The organism is Actinomadura sp. 1N219, from assembly GCF_044326405.1.
Taxonomy (GTDB): domain Bacteria; phylum Actinomycetota; class Actinomycetes; order Streptosporangiales; family Streptosporangiaceae; genus Spirillospora.
In genome coordinates, this window is sequence record NZ_JBIRAY010000031.1 from 17,731 (window position 1) to 34,501 (window position 16,771).

The following is a 16,771-nucleotide window of genomic DNA, read 5'->3' on the forward strand; positions in this document are numbered from 1 at the left end:
CGCCACCGACGAAGCGCGCCTCGGCGCGCCTGCCGTCCGGACGTGTGACGTGCGGCGGGCCGTCGAGGCCGCCGAGCGCGGGTTCGGGTCGTGGGCCGGGACGTGGGCCGGGTCGTGCCTGCTCTCGCTGAGCGGCAGACACCCTTGCTGTTGGACGTCGAAGTCGCTCCTGATCCGACTTACGGTTTTTGATCGGCGCGCGAGAGGTCGGCGCCAGTTAAGCGGAGTCATTATCGCCGTCCATTCAACGGACCAGGTGAAGCGGCAGGGAGCAAACGGCTCCTAAGCTGCACGAAACGGGCTGGATCTCGACAATTAACGGCCCTTCAAGGAGCGACGGTATGAAAGTTTTCGATGTGCGGGGCATCACGGCGGGTGTCGATGCGGCGCTCGCGGTGGTCGATGATCCGAAGCATCGGCACATGCTGAAGAACTACCGCAGGCACGCGCTTCTGGAGGTGTCCGGATTCTGGGAGGACATCCTCATCCCGGCGATGATCGTCGACCATCCGGTCTATCGGCTCACCGAACGTGGGAAGACGCTGGTCTGCGATGGCATGGCGGAGGTCCGGAAATTCTATGCCGAGATCGTCGGCGGCGGAATGAACGTTTTCGGCGCGCTGGAGGAGGAGGTCGCCGTATCGGATTACGGGATCTTCATCGAGGCCGTCTTCGCCCAGATCGTCCGCGGCGATGCCGCAGCGCTCGCCGGCGAGGGCACCGATCCGGACGGCACCTACCAGATCTCGCACCGATTCGCCGCCGCCTGGCCCTACCGCGACGGACGGCTCGTAGGTGAATTCATCTACGACGACACCGGCAGTTGGCGCGTGGACGAGGTTGAGCGTTCCGCGCTCCTGTCACCGGCCGATGCGCGGAAGGCTCTCGCGCCCTACCTGGAGCAGAGCCCGCTCTCGGAGATCGAGAACGGCCTGCGCCTGTTCAGGGACTAGATATGGCGCAGATCAATGGCGGGCTCGCGGGTCGATACGTTGACGTCCACGCCCACTTCACGCCGCCGAGCACCGAGGAAGAACGCGTACGCGTCTGGCAGGCCATGCTCGGCAAGGGCATTTATTTCCCCGAGCCCCACGAGTGGTCGCTGGAACGCACCTTGGCGTACATGGACGCGTCCGGTACCGCCATGCAGTTGCTGAGCAACATCCCCAGCAGCTTGGCGGGCCTCCGCGCGTCGAACGACTACGGGGCGTCCCTCGTGGCGGACCACCCGTCGCGGTTCGGTCTCCTGGCCGCCCTCCCCACAGACGACCCCTCGGCTGCCGTGGACGAGGCCATACGGGCGCGCCAGGAACTCGACGCCGACGGATTCGCCGTGACGACGAAATACAACGGTGCATATTTGGGCGACGACTCACTCACCCCATTGTGGGAGCTGCTCGACGACTGGGGAGCGGTGGTGTTCGTCCATCCTGACGCGCGCCTGCCGCCGACCCTCGACCACCCGGCCCCCCTGTACGAAGTGGCCTTCGACACCGCCCGGACGGTCTTCGACATGATCTTCAGGAAGACGTTCACGCGACACCCGAAAATCACCTTCGTGATCGCTCACTGCGGGGGAGCGTTCCCCGCGCTGACCGGGCGGCTCCGGCTGCTGGGAAACGAATCATGGGTCCCGCAGGGAGTGACGACCCAGGACATCGACGAGCAGACGTCCTCCCTTTACGTCGACACGGCAGCGACGGCTTTCACGCATTCCCTTCTACCGGCGATGGCGACGGTAGGAGCCGGCCACATCGTCTACGGCAGCGACTGGGGTGCGCCCTGCACGACCGAGCCGTCCGCCGAATCGAACCGCTCAAGCCTCCTCCAATGCGGCGCGTTGTCACTTGAGGAGGAAGGCGGTGTCAGGGCTAGGGCGCTCGATCTTTTCCCGCGAGCGGCGCGGTGCCTCGCCGACGCCGAGCCGCTTTCCGAGGAATTCGTCCGATAAGGGCAGGGCGGTAGCGGCCGCCGTATTTCAAGCTCCCCACCAGAGTGCCCCCCCGTGTGTCTTTTCACGCGCTCAAGAACCATCCGAACCCACTCATGGGGAGTCATCCATGCCCGTCACCAGTTTCTTCCGTCGCCCTGATCCGGGCGGCGCCGCGGACGCGAACCGGCAGAACACACTCGTCCTCATCATGTTCTTCGCGGCCGGGATCGTGTTCCTCGACCGCTTCGGCATCACCTTCCTCTTCCCGCAGATCGGCGATGACCTTCATCTGAACCACAGCCAGCTCGGCTCGCTGGTCTCGATCACCGCCGTGACATGGGCGATCTCCAGCCTGATCTTCTCGGTCGTGTCCGACCGTCTCGGCGGCCGGGCCAAATGGATGATCGTCGCGAGCCTGGTGCTGTTCTCCACCGCGGTCGGCCTGATCGGCCTGGCGCAGGACTACGGGACCATGCTGCTGCTCCGCGCGGTCATCGGCTTCTGCGAGGGCCCCGCGCTGCCCCTGATCCAGGGCGCGGTCGCCCGCGCGTCGTCGCCGGAGCGGCGCGGCCGGAACATGGGGATCGTCATCGCCGGGACGCTGCTCATCGGCAGCGCGCTGGCGCCGAGCATCATGATCGGGCTCGCCACGGCGCTGAACTGGCGGCTCGCCTTCCCGCTCGTCGCCGTCCCGGGCATCGTCGTGGCGCTCCTCGTGGCGCTCTTCATGCGCGAGAACCGCACGGCCGGCGCCGACGCCCCGCGCGTCAAGGCCCGGGACTTCCGTCTCGTCCTGGCCAACCGCAACGTCCTGCTGGCGCTCGTCGGCACGACCGTCTGCCTCGGCACGAACATCGGCTTCGGCGCGTTCGCGCCCACCTACCTGCACGAGGAGGGACTCTCCCGGAGCACCGCGACGCTCGTGCTCACCGTGTACGGCTGCATCATCGCGCTCGGCAGCATCATCGCCCCTGCGGTGTCGGACCGCGTCGGACGCAAACCGGCCCTGTTCGCTGCGGCGATCTGCAGCGGGCTCGTGCCACTGTTCTTCGTCCTGTTCGCCCACTCGGTGCCCTTGCTGCTGGCGTCGCTGGCCGTCGGCCTGATGGCGGGCGGATCGCTCACGCTGATCACCTATGTGGTGCCCGGTGAGTCGGTGCCCAGGGAGCTGATGGCCACGGCGTTCGCCCTGCAGATCGCCGTGGGCGAGACCCTCGGCGGAGCGCTCGGCCCGCAGCTCGGCGGCGCGCTCGCCGACGCGACCCACAGCCTGAAGAGCGCGCTGCTGCTGTACGCCGCGGCGCCGATCCTGCTGGCCGTGGTGGCGCTGCTGATCCGCGAGACCGCCCCCCGGCTGGGCAAGAGGACGTCCACCCGGAAAGCCCGCGAGGCGAGCGGCGAGGCCGCCCTGTCCTGACCGCGCCCTGTCCCGACGAAGGCGGGTCCACCCGGTGTGACAGATGCCGGGTGGACCCGCCGAGGGGGAGGGGGATCAGTTCAGCTGTTCTCGGGGAAGCCGAGGTCGAGCCCGCTTCGCGCGGGGTCCGGCCAGCGGCTCGTGACCACCTTGCCGCGGGTGAAGAAGTGCACGCCTTCGGTGCCGTGCGCGTGGGTGTCCCCGAAGAGCGAGTTCTTCCAGCCGCCGAAGCTGTAGTACGCCATCGGCACCGGGACGGGCACGTTGACGCCGACCATTCCTGCTTCGACCTCGTTCTGGAACCGCCGGGCGGCGCCGCCGTCTCTGGTGAAGACGCAGGCGCCGTTGCCGTAGGGGCTGGCGTTGATGAGTTCCATGGCCTCGTCGTAGGAGCGGGCCCGGACCACCGACAGCACCGGCCCGAAGATCTCGTCGGTGTAGACCGTCATCTCGGGGGTGACGTGGTCGAGCAGCGTCGGACCGAGCCAGAAGCCGCCCGCCGCCCCGTCCGGCTGGACGTGACGACCGTCGAGGACGACCGACGCCCCGTCCCTCTCTCCGGAGTCGATGTAGCCGGCTACCTTGTCGCGGTGCTGCGCGGTCACCAGCGGGCCCATGTCGCAGGAGCGGGTGCCGTCGCCGACCCTGATGGCCGCGGCCCGTTCGGCGATTTTGGGGACGAGCCGGCCGGCGACGTCGCCGACCGCGACCACGACGCTGACCGCCATGCAGCGTTCGCCGGCGGACCCGAAACCGGCGTTCACGGCGGCGTCGGCGGTAGCGTCGAGGTCGGCGTCGGGAAGGACCAGCATGTGGTTCTTGGCGCCCCCGAGCGCCTGCACGCGCTTTCCGCGGGCGCTCGCGGTGGCGTAGACGTACTGGGCGATCGGCGTGGAGCCGACGAACGAGACCGCCCTGATCCCAGGGTCGGTCAGCAGTTCGTCGACCGCGGTCTTGCCGCCTTGCAGGACGGTGAACACGCCCGCGGGCAATCCCGCTTCGGCCCACAGTTCGGCCAGCCAGAGCGCGGCGGACGGGTCCTTCTCGCTGGGCTTGAGCACGACGGTGTTGCCTGCGGCGATCGCGATCGGGAAGAACCACAGCGGCACCATCGCCGGGAAATTGAACGGCGAGATGATCCCCACCGGGCCCAGCGGCTGGCGCATCGAGCAGACATCGACACTGGTCGAGGCGTTCTCCGTCATCGCGCCCTTGAGCAGATGCGGCATTCCGCAGGCGAACTCGACGACCTCCTGGCCCCGGCTGATCTCGCCGAGCGCGTCGGAGAGCACCTTGCCGTGCTCGGCGGTGATCAGCTTCGCCAGCTCCGGCTTGCGCCGGTCCAGCAGTTCCCGGAACCGGAAGACGATCTGGGTGCGCCTGGTCAGGGAGAGGTCCCGCCAGGCCGCGAAGGCGGCCTTCGCCGAGGCGATCGCGACGCGCGCGTCGGCGGCGTCCGCCATGGAGACCCGGCCGGTGACCTGTCCTGTCGCCGGGTTCATCACGGGCGTGGTGTCCCCGCTGGAGCCGAGGAACTCCTTGCCGTCGACCCAGTGCCCTATCTCGCGCACGTCATTGACGGCCGTGGTCACGCGTCCTCCCGCGTCGCGGCGGGCGCGCCGTCCAGCGCGCCGCCGAGCAGGCCGCCGAGCAGGCCGGTCAGCTCGGACACGGCGGCGTCGGCGGCCGGGGACAGGCCGGGCATGCCGAAGAACGGGTGGATGAGGCCCGGGTAGACGCGCAGGGTGGTGGGCACGCCCGCTTCCAGAAGCCGGGCCGCGTAGACGGTCCCGTCATCGCGCAGGGGGTCGAACCCGGTCACCCCGACGACCGCCGGGGCGACACCGGTCAGGTCGGACGCCAGGGCGGGCGAGACGAGCGGGTTCGCGGCGCGGGCGTCATCGTCACCGAAATAGAGCTTTCGGATGACGGCGAGGTCGTCGCGGGTCAGGAAGTAGCCGTCGGCGTTCTCGGCGACGGACGGGTACCGGGCCGCGAAGTTCGTCACCGGCGAGGCCAGCAGCTGGCCGGCCACGGGGATGCCCGCGTCGCGGGCGCGTTGTGCCGTGACCGCCGCGAGGTTGGCGCCCGAGCTCTCCCCGGCGAGGCCGATGCGCGCCGGGTCGCCGCCGAGGTCGCCGACGTGGTCGGCCACCCAGCGCAACGCGGTCATCGCGTCCTCGACCGCGGCGGGGAACGGGTGCTCGGGGGCGAGCCGGTAGTCGACGGACACCACACAGGCGCCCAGGTCGTGCGCGAGCCGCCGGGCGACGTCCTGCATCAGGTGGGCGCTGCCCATGATGAAGCCGCCGGGGTGAAAGTAGACGACGGTGGGAACCGACCCGTCGGAGAGGGGCCGGACGACCTTGAGGCGCAGCCCGTCGACGGCGACGTCGTCGACGCTCTTGACCGGGGCGAACTCCGCAGGATCCCAGTTCCCCTCGATCGCGGCCCGCATGCGCTCGCGCATCTCGCCGGGCGTCCCGGAGAAGCCGGGCGGGGCGCCGGCGGAGCGGAGGGCGGACAGGAACCCGGCAATGTCGGGGTCGAGCGTCATGGTGACCTTTCGGTGAGTGGTGGACGTTCGGACGTGATGTCAGCCGCCGAGAAGGCGGCGGTGGGAGGCCAGCGCGAGTTCCCTCGCGCGGTCGATGGAGCCCGCTCCGGTGCCGACGAGCGAACCGGCTCGCTTGCGGACGACGCCGTCGACCAGGACGGTGTCGACGTTGCCCGGATGCGCGGAGCAGACCAGCGCGGCCACCGGGTCGGTGACCGGGAAGAGGTTGGGGTCGGTCGCGCGGACGAGGACGACGTCGGCGCGCTTCCCGGGGCTGAGGCTGCCGATCCGGTCGCCGAGCCCCAGCGTGTCGGCACCGCCCTGGGTGGCCATCGCGAAGACCTCGGCGACGCTGAACGCGTCGAGCTTGGCGGCGAACCGGGTGCGTCCCTCGGCGAGCTGGCTGCGGTGCGCGGCCAGGCCCGCCCGCATCTGGGTGAACAGGTCGGCGGCCCCGGCGGTCTCGGTGTCGGTGCTCAGCCCGGCCGTGATCCCGAACGCCCGCACGCGGTCGATCGGGGTGTGACCGATGCCGGGAAGGGCCTGCTCGTGCTGCGGCGCGAGCACGACCGCCGAGCCGTGGTCGGCGATCATCGCGAACTCGTCGTCGGCGGACTCGCTGCAGTGCACGAAGCTCAGGTCCGGGCCGAGCAGCCCGGCGCGTCCCAGCTGTGCGATCGCGGCCATCGCGCCGTACTCGGGGCCGCAACCCATGTGGATGGACGTGCGTATCCCCAGGTCACGCGCCATGTCGAGGTCGGCGCGGGTCGCCTCCAGCGTGGACAGCTCCGGGCCACGCCCGGCCAGGTGCAGCGTGACCAGGGCGTCGTCGTCCGGCAGCAGCTCGCGGCGGATGCGCCGGACGTCGTCGGTGTGCGGCCGGTCGCTGCCGGCGATCCACGCCGGAAGGTCGACCAGCGGCCAGCCGTGCCCGAAGATCGCGCGGATTCCGCTGTCGCGCAGCGCCGCGATGGCCTGGTCGCTGTGCTCGGGCGAGTTCTGGACGTGCGACCAGTCCATGAGCGTGGTGGTGCCCGCGTCGATGGCGGACAGGGCGCCGAGCAGGTTCCCGGCGTACACGTCCTCGGGGCGGTACAGCGGCCCGAGCCTGCCGAACATCTCTCCGAAGTAGGTCCGCAGGTCGAGCTCGGTGCACCGGTGCCGGACGGCGGACTGCCAGGTGTGCTTGTGGGCGTCGACGAGCCCGGGAAGGACGATCATGTCGCGGGCGTCGATCACCTCGGCGCCGTCGCCGGGCAGGCCCGGCCCGACGGCGGTGATCCGGCCGTCCTCGATTAGGACGTCGCAGCCGGTGAGCGTGCCGAGCGCCGGGTCGCCGGTGACGACCCAGCCGTTGTCGATGAGAATGCGCCGTGGCGCGCGGTCGGTCATGTCCGCTCCTCGTCTCACGCGTGTTCGGGCTGTCGGCGGACGGCGTCCGCGCCCGCCTGCGCCGGATCGTCTGTCTGCGCCGGATCGTCTGGCTGCGCCGGCTCGGCGGCCTCCTGCCGTGTCGCGGTCCGGTAGGCGGCGGTGACCTGCTCGTCGGTGGGCCGCGCCGCCCAGGCGCGCGCCACGTAGGCGTCGGGGCGGATCAGCACCGCCGCTGCGCCGCCGAACCGCTCCGCCAGCTCGGCGGCCGGGGCCGTCACGGCTGTGATCACGTCGGGCAGCGTCCGGGGACCGCCCGCGGGGCGGCCCGCGGGGTCGGCGGCGTCGGCGAGGACGAAGCCGGCGTCCTTGGCGACCCGGGTGTAGGACGAGCCGGACGGGGAGCCGGCGGTGTCGACGGGGAAGTCGCTCACGCGGGTGCCGTCCGCGTCATGGGGGTCGGAGTCGTGGTGGTAGGAGGTGCCGAAGCCGCTCAGCCGGTCGCGGAGGATCGCGTTGACCTCCGGGATCGGCACGAGCTCCCGCTCGACGAAGTCCTTGAGTGCCAGCCCCGCGTGGGAGAAGTCGAAATGCAGCCCGCACTGCGCCGCGACGTCGTCCATCAGGGCCTTGAGCACCGGGTGCCGCTCCTCGTGGTAGCTGTCGAGCAGCGCGTCGGGGGCGCGGCCGATCGCGACCCAGCCGAGCTTCCAGCCGAGGTTGAAGGCGTCCTGGATGCAGTAGTTCATCCCGATGCCGCTCGCGGGGTAGTGCACGCGGGTCGCCTCCCCGGCGAGCAGCACCCGTCCGCGGCGGAACTCGGGGACCATCCGGTGCGCGTCGCCGTAGCGCGACAGCCACTGCGCCGACGTCACCCCGAAGTCGTCCCCGAAAATCAGCCGCAGCGATTCCCGGACCTCGTCCATGGTCACCGGCTCGTGCTTGGGCACGTGGCGGCGACGCTCGGCGACGATGATGAACCGGGTGATGCCCCGCCCGAAGGGGTAGGCGAGCACCCAGCCGTGCTCGTTGCGTTTCATCTGCATCGACGCCTGCCAGGGAAAGGACAGATGGGCGTCCACGGCCACAGCGGTCATCCGCGTCGGATGGCCGTCGAACGGGATGCCGGTCACCTGGCGGACGAGGCTGCGCGCGCCGTCCGCGCCCACCAGATAGGACGCGCTGAATTCGAGCGCGTCGCCCGCGGAGTCCCGGGCGGTGACCGTGACCCCGCCGGGGGTCTCGGCGTGGCCGAGGTAGGTGAGCCCGCGGCGCAGGTCGGCGCCCTGTTCCACGGCCCATTCCGCCAGCAGGTGCTCGGTGGTCATCTGCGGCAGGATCAGCGCGTAGGGGAACTTGCTGTCGAGCTGGTCGTAGCGCAGCCCGATGAGGCCGGCGTAGATGTAGCGCGGTACCTCGAAGTCGGGCCGCCACCGCTCGGCCGCGGCGCGGAACCGGTCCATGAGGCCGCGGACGTCGAACAGCTCCAGCACGCGCGGCTGGATCACTCCGGCCCGTGAGTGGGTGTCCTCCGTGCGGCGCTCCAACACGACGACCCGGGCCCCGGCGCGCGCGGCCTCTGCGGCGACCGTCAGGCCGGCGGGTCCGCCGCCGATGACGACGACATCGGCGGACGTGGCGCTGTTCGACATGTGCTGCCTCCACTGAAGTGACCGTCAGACGGTAAAGTGACCGTCAGTCGGTCAATCCTGCTGCGTCCCAGCAGCATGGGACGCGTGACCGCCGCTGTCAAGAGAAGAGTCCATTCATTGCACTCCGCACTTACCCTGCGAGGACGGTGTGAACAAGGGGGAAGCCAAGCGGGCGGGCACTTGACCGAAGAGCGGTCGCACCCCGTACTCTTGGCCGGACAAGACTGGCGAGTGGCGATCGGCCACCGGAGAGGGGAGCCACATGCCGCGCGACGACGCCGGCCCGGACTTCATCGAGGCCCTGGCCCGCGGTCTCGACGTGATCAGATGCTTCGGCTCGCACCGGGTGCCGATGTCCCTCACCGAGATCGCGGCCGCGACCGGACTGGCCCGGCCGACCGCCCGCCGGATCGTGCTCACGCTCGAACACCTCGGGTACGCGCGCTCGACGCCCGAGGGGGTCGTCCTCACCCCCCGGGTGCTGGAGCTGGGGGTGGCCTACACGCTGTCCACCGGTCTGTGGGAGGTCGCGCTCCCTCACCTGCGCGACCTCGTCGAGCGGACCGGCCAGGCCGCCTCCGTGGCCGAGCTCGACGGCTCGGACATCATCTACATCGCCCGCGTCGAGGTCCCCAAGGTGGTGGCCGTCAACGTCAAGGTGGGCATGCGCCTCCCCGCCGCCAGCACCGCGCTCGGCAAGGTCCTCCTCGCGTCCCTGGACCCCGACGCCCTGCACACGGCACTGCGCGCGGAGACGCGATCCCCGATCAAACCCCACCGGCCCAAGCCGATCGACGAGACCGAGGCCGAGCTACGGGAGGTGCGCGCCCGCGGCTGGGCCTCGACCGACGGCGAGGTGGCGCCCGGAATCCGCTCCGTCGCCGCGCCCCTGCGCGACGGCGACGGCCGGACGGTCGCCGCGGTCAACGTCACGGCGATCGCCGCCGAGGTCGGCCACCGCGAGCTGATCGACGACCTGCTGCCCCTTCTGCTCCAGGCGACCGGCGCGATCGGACGCGACTACGAACTCATCCACGCCGCGCCGCAGCGAGCCCTGCGCGCCACGTGACCGACGAGAACACGGAAGACGATGATGGATTCGCACACTCCACCGGACCCGGCCCAGCTGTTCAGCGAGGAACGGTCCGCCGACGTGGTCGCCGCGAGCTTCGCCGGGACGCCCGACCCGCGCCTGCGGCGGATCCTCACCTCGCTCGTGCGGCATCTGCACGGCTTCGTCAAGGACGTCGAGCTGACCGAGCGGGAGTGGGCGGCGGCGATCGAGTTCCTCACCGCGACCGGGCAGGCGTGCACGAGCACCCGGCAGGAGTTCATCCTGCTGTCCGACGTGCTGGGCGCCTCGATGCTGGTCGAGACCATCAGCAACCGGGCCGGTGACGGGCTGACCGAGTCGACGGTCGAGGGTCCGTTTCATATGGTCGCGTCGCCGCGCCGGGAGTTGGGCGCTGACATCGCCGAGGACGGCAAGGGCGTCCCGTGCCTGGTCACCGGAAGCGTGGCGGGCCCGGACGGACGGCCGGTCCCGGCGGCGACGGTCGACGTGTGGCAGGCCAACGACGAGGGCTTCTACGACGTGCAGCAACCCGGCGTGCAGCCGGACCTGAACCTGCGCGGGCTGTTCACCGCCGACGATGAGGGGCGGTTCTGGTTCCGCTCGATCGTCCCCCGCCATTATCCGATCCCGCAGGACGGCCCGGTCGGGCGGCTCCTGGACGCCACGGCCCGGCACCCGAACCGGCCCGCCCACGTCCACTTCGAGGTGTCGGCCCCCGGCTACCGCACCGTGACCACCCACCTGTTCGTCGCCGGGACGCCGTACATCGACTCCGACGCCGTGTTCGGGGTCAAGCCCAGCCTCGTGCGCGAGTTCCCCGAGGTCGATGACCCCGAGCGCGCGGCCGCGGCCGGGCTGCCCAACCCGTTCCGCACGGTGAACTTCGACGTCGTCCTGCGGCCGGACACCGAAACCGACACCGCCGAGCGGGAAGCATGACCATGGTCCAGACCTCCTTCTCCTACGACGCGCTCCCGATGCGGGTGCGGTTCGGGTCCGGCGTCGTCGCCTCCCTCCCCGAGGAAGTCGACCGGCTGGGCGCACGCCGCGCCCTCGTGCTCTGCTCGCCCGAGCAGCGCGCGACCGGGGAGACCATCGCGGACGCGCTGGGCGAGCGCTCCGCGGGAGTCCTCGCCGAAGCGCGCATGCACGTCCCGATCGAGATCGCCCAGCGCGCCCGCGACCGCGCCGCCGAACTCGGCGCCGACGCCTGCGTGGCGGTCGGCGGGGGATCGGCCATCGGGCTGGGGAAGGCCGTCGCGCTGGAGCACGGCCTGCCGGTGATCGCCGTCCCCACGACCTACGCGGGCTCGGAGATGACCGCCGTGTGGGGCCTGACCGAGAACGGCCGCAAGCGGACCGGCAAGGATCTGCGGGTGCTGCCCGCGAGCGTCCTGTACGACCCCGACCTCACCCTCGGCCTCCCCGTCGCCATGTCGGTGACCAGCGGATTCAACGCCGTCGCCCACGCGGCCGAGGCGCTGTACGCCCCCGACCGCTCCCCGGTCATCTCGCTGATGGCCCAAGAGGGCGTCCGCGCGATGACCGAAGCGCTCCCGGACGTGTTCGCCGACGGCCGCGACCTCGACGCCCGCACCACGGCCCTTTACGCGTCCTGGCTGTGCGGCGCCGCGCTCGGCGCGACGACCATGTCCTTGCACCACAAGCTGTGTCACGCCCTGGGCGGGACGCTCGACCTCCCGCACGCGCCGACCCACACCGTGGTCCTGCCGCACGCACTCGCCTACAACCAGCCCGCCGCCCCCGAAGCGACCGAAGCCCTGGTACGGGCGCTGGACGCCGACGACCCCGCCCACCGCCTCTGGGATCTGGCGGGCTCCCTGGACGCGCCACGCTCGCTGCGCGAACTCGGCATGGCCGAACGCGACATCGAACCCATATCCGAACAGGTCGTGAACGCCCCGTACGCGAACCCCGCGCCCGTCACCCGCGACGGCGTCACGCACCTGCTCCGCGCCGCCTGGAGCGGCGAGCGTCCAGCGCCACGGTCCTGAACCGCCGGGCCGCCGTCTACCGGTTGCCCTGGCGGGCGCCCGCGAGCGGGCCGCCGCGCCGACGCGCCAGCAGGGTGGAGACGGCGACCGCGATGATCAGAGCCGCGCCGTTGAACACGGCGGGGACCCACTCCGCGGCGCCCGCGAGCGTCAGGCCGCTGACCGACACGGCGACGAACAACGTGCCGACGACCGCACCCAGCACGTTGTAGCGGCCGGGATCGATCGCCGTGGCGCCCAGGAAGACGGCCGCGAGCGCCGGGAACAGGAGATCGGCGCCGCTGTCCACGAGCCCTCCGCCGTTCCGGGCGGTGAGGATCACGCCGGCGACGCCCGCGAGACCGCCCGACGTCACCAGCGCGCCGAAGGTCAGCGCGGTGACCGGGATGCCGACCAGCCGGGCGGCGGAGGCGTTGCTCCCGACCGCATAGAGCCGCCGGCCGAAGGCGGTGTGGGCCAGGGTGAACCAGCAGACGGCGGTGATGAGCGCCACCAGCCAGATGACGCGGGGAAGGCCGAGCCACGTCAGCGACCCGAAGTCCCGCAGCGGCTGCGAGATCCCGCGGACGAGATCGACGCCCTGCGTGTACCACTGCACCAGGCCCGGGAGAAGCGTGGCGGTACCGATCGTGATGACGAACGCGTTGAGCCGCAGGAGGGCGACGAGCACGGCGTTGACCAGGCCGACCAGCACGCCGGCGCCCACACCGCACAGGACCGCGAGCGGCAGCGGGGCGTCGTGGTTCGACATCGTCGCGGCACAGACGATCGACGACACCAGCGACGTGGCCGCGACGGAGAAGTCGAACTGGCCGCACGCGAGCGGGAAGACCGCGGCGACGGCGAGCACGGAGACCACGGCGATGCTCGCGAGCACCGACTGGACGTTGGCGGTGCTGGTGAACGCCGTCGAGCTCGCGGGCAGGACGCCGAAGAACGCGATGACTCCGACGAGCAGAAGCACCAGGCCGTACCGCTCCCCGTACGCGCTGAGGCGTCCGGTCCGCGCGGCGGGCGGCGGGGCCTCCGCCGATTCCCGCGCCGGTTCACGCAGACGGGTCCCGCTCATGATTCCTCCTGGTCCGCGTACGAGTACCTGACGATCTCCCGGACCGAGACCGCCTCTCCGGAGAGCTCCGCCGTCACGCGTCCCGCCCTGAGGACCACCACCCGGTCGCAGAGGTGGGCCAGTTCCTCGACGTCGGACGAGGCGACGAGCACGGACGTGCCGGCGGCGGCGACCGCGCGGACCCGCTCGTAGATGTCGGCGCGGGACATCACGTCCACGCCCTGGGTCGGCTCGTCCAGGAGCAGAAGGCGCGGGGCGCGCTGGAGCCAGCGGGCGACGACGACCTTCTGCTGGTTGCCGCCCGACAGCCGGGTCACCGTCTGGTCCGGCCCCGCGGTCTTGATCCGCAGGTCGCCGATGACACCGGCGGCCGTGTCCCGCTCACGCGAGCGGACGAGCCGCGCCCAGCGCACGTAGCGCGCCAGCGTGGCGACGGTGATGTTCTGGGCGACCGACGACTCGTGGAAGAGGGCGTCCGCGAGCCGGTCCTCGGGGACGAGGGCGATCCCGCGGCGCATGGCCGCCCTGATCGACGGTGCCGCGATCGCCTCGCCCTCGAACGTGAGCGTCCCGGACGTCGGGCGGACCGCGCCGAAGATCGTTCTCAGCAGCGTCGACCGGCCGGATCCGAGCAGGCCGGCGAGGCCGAGGATCTCCCCGGCCCGGACTTCCAGGTCGATGCCGCTGATCCCGCCGGCCGACAACCCCCGCGCTTCGAGCATGGGAGCCGGGCCGCCGGCCGGGCGCGGCCCGGCCGCCGAGGACGCGGGGCTCTCATCGCCGTAAAGCGTGCCGAGGGAGCGACCGGCCATGAGCTCGGCGAGCTGAAGCTGGTCCAGCCCCCGTGCTCCGCGGGTGGCCGCGACCGCGCCGTCGCGGAGGACGGTGACGGAGTCGGCCAGTGAGAGCACCTCGTCGAGCCTGTGGCTGACGTACAGGATGGTCTGCCCTTGCCGTGCGCGCCCGGAGAGCGCTTCGAGGAGGACGTCGACCTCGTGGTGCGGAAGGCTCGCGGTCGGTTCGTCGAGGACCAGGACCTGCTCCGGGCCGTCGTCGGCCAGGGCGCGCGCGATCGCGACCATCGCACGGTCCGCGGGACGCAGGGCGCGGACGACCGCCGTGGGACTGACGTCGAGATCAAACCGTCCCAGCAGCGACTCCATGGTCTCGTGCAGCTTCCGCCATGCGATCCGGCGGCCGCCGCCCCTCGGAAAGCCCCGGGTGAAGGCGAAGTTCTCGGCGACGGTCATGTCGGGAAGGAGCCCGAGGTCCTGGTGCACGAACCGCAGCCCGGCCTCCCGGGCGTGGGCCGGGGTGAATCCGGCCAGGTCAGTTCCGGCACGGCCGGGACGGCTGAGCACGCCGCTGTCAGCGCGTTCGATCCCGGCGAGGACCTTGATCAGGGTCGACTTCCCCGAGCCGTTGCCGCCGGCGAGCGCGTGGATGTGGCCTCGGGTGAGCTCGAACGACACGTCCCGCAGCACCGGGGCCGGTCCGTACGACTTGTTCACGCCCGACACCGCGAGCGACGCAGGGTGCCCGGCCGCCGGGGTCGAGGCCGCGGAGCCGCCGGCGTCGCCGGGCCTTGCGGTGGTCACAGTCCCCATGCCCGCCGGTAGGCCGACATGAAGTCGACCGGTGCCCGGTACGGGCCCGAGCCCGGCAGGTTCACCTCGGAGTCGATGATCTGGAAGCCCAAGCCGGACGGTGCGGGAGGCTCACCGGCGAAGGCCCGGATGAGGGTGTCGATCGCCGCCCATCCGTACCAGTCGATCGGCTGCCCGATCGCGGCGCTCTGCCCCTGGTTCTGCCGGATCAGGCCGAGGTTCGGCGGCAGCCCCTCGCCGCCGATCAGCTTCACGTCCGCCCGGCGCGGCGAACCGGCGACGGCCTGCCCCGCGCCCGCGAGCACCAGCGAGTCCAGCGGCACCGCCACCCAGTTCGCCTGCGGATTCTTCAGCAGCGCCGACTCGATGATCTGCCGGGTGTTGCCAAAGGACTGGTGCGTCACCTCGACCGTCTCGACCTCGCAGGACGCGCACCCTTTCATTCCCAGCTGGAATCCCTCGTGCAGGGCCGCACCGATGTTGGTCCCCGTGAAATGCAGCTCGATCACGTTGGCCGCGCCGCCGGAGCGTGCCTTGACCCACTCTGCCCGGGCCGCACCGATCGCCTGCTGATATGCCTCGTTGGTCCGGTACTTCTCGGAGGGGACGACCGACTCGGTGAACAGCTTCTCGCCCGTGGCGCTCTCCCCAGTGTCGCAGTCGAAGCCCCAGAAATTGATGGTCGTGATCTTGGCGGCCCTCGCCTCGCCGAGCGGTTCCTTGACGGCCACGCAGTCGATCGCCTCGGTCACGATCGCATTGACCCTCGCCGCGATCCCCTGGCGGACACAGCCGGCGAACGCGCCGCCCGCATTGAGCTTGCCGTCACATATCTGGGCGGACCATCCCACCGCCTCGGCCGCCTTCTTCGCGGCCTCGGCCCCGGTCTGGCAGCCGATGGCGCTCTGCCCGCAGGAGACGATCCAGACCTTCTTGGCGCCCGCGACGGCCGGAGCCTTCGCCGGCGGCCGCCCGTAGGCACCGGTCCCGGCCAACTCCGCGAGCGCCGCAGTCGTCGTGACCGCTCCACGACCAGACGACCGTTCACCGGACGATCCGCAGGCGCTGAGCGCGAGCGCTAGTACACCGATTGCGGCGATACCTTGGATTCGGCGTGAGCCTGCCACTGTCGTACCTCCTGAATCCTCGCCTGCGACGTCCGCGAGCCGTGTCGCCCCCGCGCCGCGTCCCGCCTGGTCGTATAGCGGCGACTTGTACGCAGTGCGGTCGAAGGTAAGTGGCGCTCGTCACGACTGTCAAGCATTGTGCGGGTCCGACCTGCACTTCCACGCCAGAGCCCGCTCGGCGTACAGCTGTACGCCAAGCGGTTCTGATGGTGTTCGTGGAAGCGCTCGCCCGCGGTCACGTCGTCATCAAGGCGTCCGATTCCCGGCGCCCTCTCCTCCTGGCGCCTGAGGCCCCGCTTGCCCGCTCCTTGCCAGTCCGCTTCTGACGCAGCGGCTACCAACAGGTCCGCCAGTCGGTGCGGCCGAGTGCGACCGGCTTGCGCGGACATCCCAGGGCGGCGACAAGAACGGCCGCCTGAATCCGTTCGATGGCGATCGAATCGCGAGCTTCACCGGGGAAACGTCGCTGGTCAATCCGGCCAGGGCCTCGATCACCCGATCAGCCGGTGAGGAAAGTCATCGCGCACACGGCGCCGCACCCGCTCGGAAACCTCGTCCACGATTCACGGTCGCGTGCACGTCCAATCACGTCCAACCGGCTCGTCCTCGGCATGCCATCGGGGAGGTCACGCGCCCGCAGCGCGGAGGGAATCAGGCGCACGCACCTGGCTCGCCGGTCGACTTCCGAGCGCGTCCGCTCGACGAGTCCCGCCGCCTGTAACACCCCCAGGTGGTGGGCCGGCAGGTTGGACGGCAAGCCCAGCAGGCGGCCGACCTCCCTCGAAGCCAGGATGGATCAAACACCATTGAGGCAATGGTCATTGATGTGTTTTCATGCAGTCAAGGCCGCTGTCCGACGGCCCCCGCTCCCCGCCCCCCGCCCCCCGCTCCCCGCCCCCGGAGGCTCCCGTGCCTGACGATCCGCTCCGCCAGCGGCGCATTGTGCGC

At 71.1% G+C, this 16,771-nt stretch carries 13 protein-coding genes; 6 read left to right on the plus strand and 7 right to left on the minus strand.

The features are described from left to right. Positions 1 to 356 precede the first annotated feature (356 nt). From ACH35V_RS41880 to ACH35V_RS41890, 3 genes are all read left to right on the plus strand, one after another. Positions 357 to 953 carry a hypothetical protein gene (locus ACH35V_RS41880; protein ID WP_395980467.1) on the plus strand — a complete coding sequence of 199 codons (597 nt, stop codon included), beginning with the start codon at positions 357 to 359 and terminating at the stop codon, positions 951 to 953. 2 nt (positions 954 to 955) lie between these two features. After that, positions 956 to 1,951, plus strand: coding sequence for an amidohydrolase family protein (locus ACH35V_RS41885; RefSeq protein WP_395980468.1), 996 nt, complete (start codon positions 956 to 958; stop codon positions 1,949 to 1,951). A gap of 109 nt (positions 1,952 to 2,060) precedes the next feature. Then, positions 2,061 to 3,350: a nitrate/nitrite transporter gene (locus ACH35V_RS41890; RefSeq protein WP_395980469.1), complete on the plus strand. Its 1,290-nt coding sequence runs from the start codon at positions 2,061 to 2,063 to the stop codon at positions 3,348 to 3,350. A gap of 80 nt (positions 3,351 to 3,430) precedes the next feature. On the opposite strand, the gene ACH35V_RS41895 is transcribed toward ACH35V_RS41890, so the two are convergent. From ACH35V_RS41895 to ACH35V_RS41910, 4 genes are read right to left on the minus strand one after another with little or no spacing between them, the layout of a single operon-like run. After that, on the minus strand, positions 3,431 to 4,942 hold the full coding sequence (locus tag ACH35V_RS41895) for a CoA-acylating methylmalonate-semialdehyde dehydrogenase (RefSeq protein ID WP_395980470.1): 1,512 nt from the start codon (positions 4,940 to 4,942) through the stop codon (positions 3,431 to 3,433). Beyond that, positions 4,939 to 5,907: an alpha/beta hydrolase gene (locus ACH35V_RS41900; RefSeq protein ID WP_395980471.1), complete on the minus strand. Its 969-nt coding sequence runs from the start codon at positions 5,905 to 5,907 to the stop codon at positions 4,939 to 4,941. The genes ACH35V_RS41895 and ACH35V_RS41900 overlap by 4 nt, the downstream gene beginning before the upstream one ends. Positions 5,908 to 5,946: 39 nt before the next feature. Then, on the minus strand, positions 5,947 to 7,299 hold the full coding sequence (locus ACH35V_RS41905; protein ID WP_395980472.1) for an amidohydrolase family protein: 1,353 nt from the start codon (positions 7,297 to 7,299) through the stop codon (positions 5,947 to 5,949). Positions 7,300 to 7,313: 14 nt separating this feature from the next. Continuing rightward, on the minus strand, positions 7,314 to 8,930 hold the full coding sequence (locus tag ACH35V_RS41910; protein ID WP_395980473.1) for an FAD-dependent oxidoreductase: 1,617 nt from the start codon (positions 8,928 to 8,930) through the stop codon (positions 7,314 to 7,316). A gap of 262 nt (positions 8,931 to 9,192) precedes the next feature. On the opposite strand from ACH35V_RS41910, the gene ACH35V_RS41915 reads away from it, so the two are divergent. From ACH35V_RS41915 to ACH35V_RS41925, 3 genes are read left to right on the plus strand one after another with little or no spacing between them, the layout of a single operon-like run. After that, on the plus strand, positions 9,193 to 9,999 hold the full coding sequence (locus ACH35V_RS41915; protein ID WP_395980474.1) for an IclR family transcriptional regulator C-terminal domain-containing protein: 807 nt from the start codon (positions 9,193 to 9,195) through the stop codon (positions 9,997 to 9,999). 21 nt (positions 10,000 to 10,020) lie between these two features. Next, on the plus strand, positions 10,021 to 10,944 hold the full coding sequence (locus tag ACH35V_RS41920; protein WP_395980475.1) for a dioxygenase: 924 nt from the start codon (positions 10,021 to 10,023) through the stop codon (positions 10,942 to 10,944). Continuing rightward, positions 10,941 to 12,020, plus strand: coding sequence for a maleylacetate reductase (locus tag ACH35V_RS41925; RefSeq protein ID WP_395980476.1), 1,080 nt, complete (start codon positions 10,941 to 10,943; stop codon positions 12,018 to 12,020). The genes ACH35V_RS41920 and ACH35V_RS41925 overlap by 4 nt, the downstream gene beginning before the upstream one ends. Before the next feature lie 16 nt (positions 12,021 to 12,036). Here the strand turns inward: ACH35V_RS41925 and ACH35V_RS41930 are convergent, their stop codons facing one another. The 3 genes from ACH35V_RS41930 to ACH35V_RS41940 are packed head-to-tail and all read right to left on the minus strand — an operon-like array spanning position 12,037 to position 15,691. Further along, positions 12,037 to 13,089, minus strand: coding sequence for an ABC transporter permease (locus tag ACH35V_RS41930; protein ID WP_395980477.1), 1,053 nt, complete (start codon positions 13,087 to 13,089; stop codon positions 12,037 to 12,039). After that, positions 13,086 to 14,687: a sugar ABC transporter ATP-binding protein gene (locus ACH35V_RS41935; RefSeq protein ID WP_395980478.1), complete on the minus strand. Its 1,602-nt coding sequence runs from the start codon at positions 14,685 to 14,687 to the stop codon at positions 13,086 to 13,088. Before ACH35V_RS41935 ends, ACH35V_RS41930 begins: the two co-directional genes overlap by 4 nt. Continuing rightward, positions 14,684 to 15,691: a sugar ABC transporter substrate-binding protein gene (locus ACH35V_RS41940; protein ID WP_395980479.1), complete on the minus strand. Its 1,008-nt coding sequence runs from the start codon at positions 15,689 to 15,691 to the stop codon at positions 14,684 to 14,686. The genes ACH35V_RS41935 and ACH35V_RS41940 overlap by 4 nt, the downstream gene beginning before the upstream one ends. Positions 15,692 to 16,771: the final 1,080 nt, after the last annotated feature.

Coding starts and splice junctions, on each gene's coding strand:
- ACH35V_RS41930 (WP_395980477.1), bottom strand. CDS start 13,089: ATGAGCGGGACCCGTCTGCGTGAACCGGCGCGGGAATCGGCGGAGGCC.
- ACH35V_RS41900 (WP_395980471.1), bottom strand. CDS start 5,907: ATGACGCTCGACCCCGACATTGCCGGGTTCCTGTCCGCCCTCCGCTCC.
- ACH35V_RS41910 (WP_395980473.1), bottom strand. CDS start 8,930: ATGTCGAACAGCGCCACGTCCGCCGATGTCGTCGTCATCGGCGGCGGA.
- ACH35V_RS41905 (WP_395980472.1), bottom strand. CDS start 7,299: ATGACCGACCGCGCGCCACGGCGCATTCTCATCGACAACGGCTGGGTC.
- ACH35V_RS41885 (WP_395980468.1), top strand. CDS start 956: ATGGCGCAGATCAATGGCGGGCTCGCGGGTCGATACGTTGACGTCCAC.
- ACH35V_RS41915 (WP_395980474.1), top strand. CDS start 9,193: ATGCCGCGCGACGACGCCGGCCCGGACTTCATCGAGGCCCTGGCCCGC.
- ACH35V_RS41920 (WP_395980475.1), top strand. CDS start 10,021: ATGATGGATTCGCACACTCCACCGGACCCGGCCCAGCTGTTCAGCGAG.
- ACH35V_RS41890 (WP_395980469.1), top strand. CDS start 2,061: ATGCCCGTCACCAGTTTCTTCCGTCGCCCTGATCCGGGCGGCGCCGCG.
- ACH35V_RS41925 (WP_395980476.1), top strand. CDS start 10,941: ATGACCATGGTCCAGACCTCCTTCTCCTACGACGCGCTCCCGATGCGG.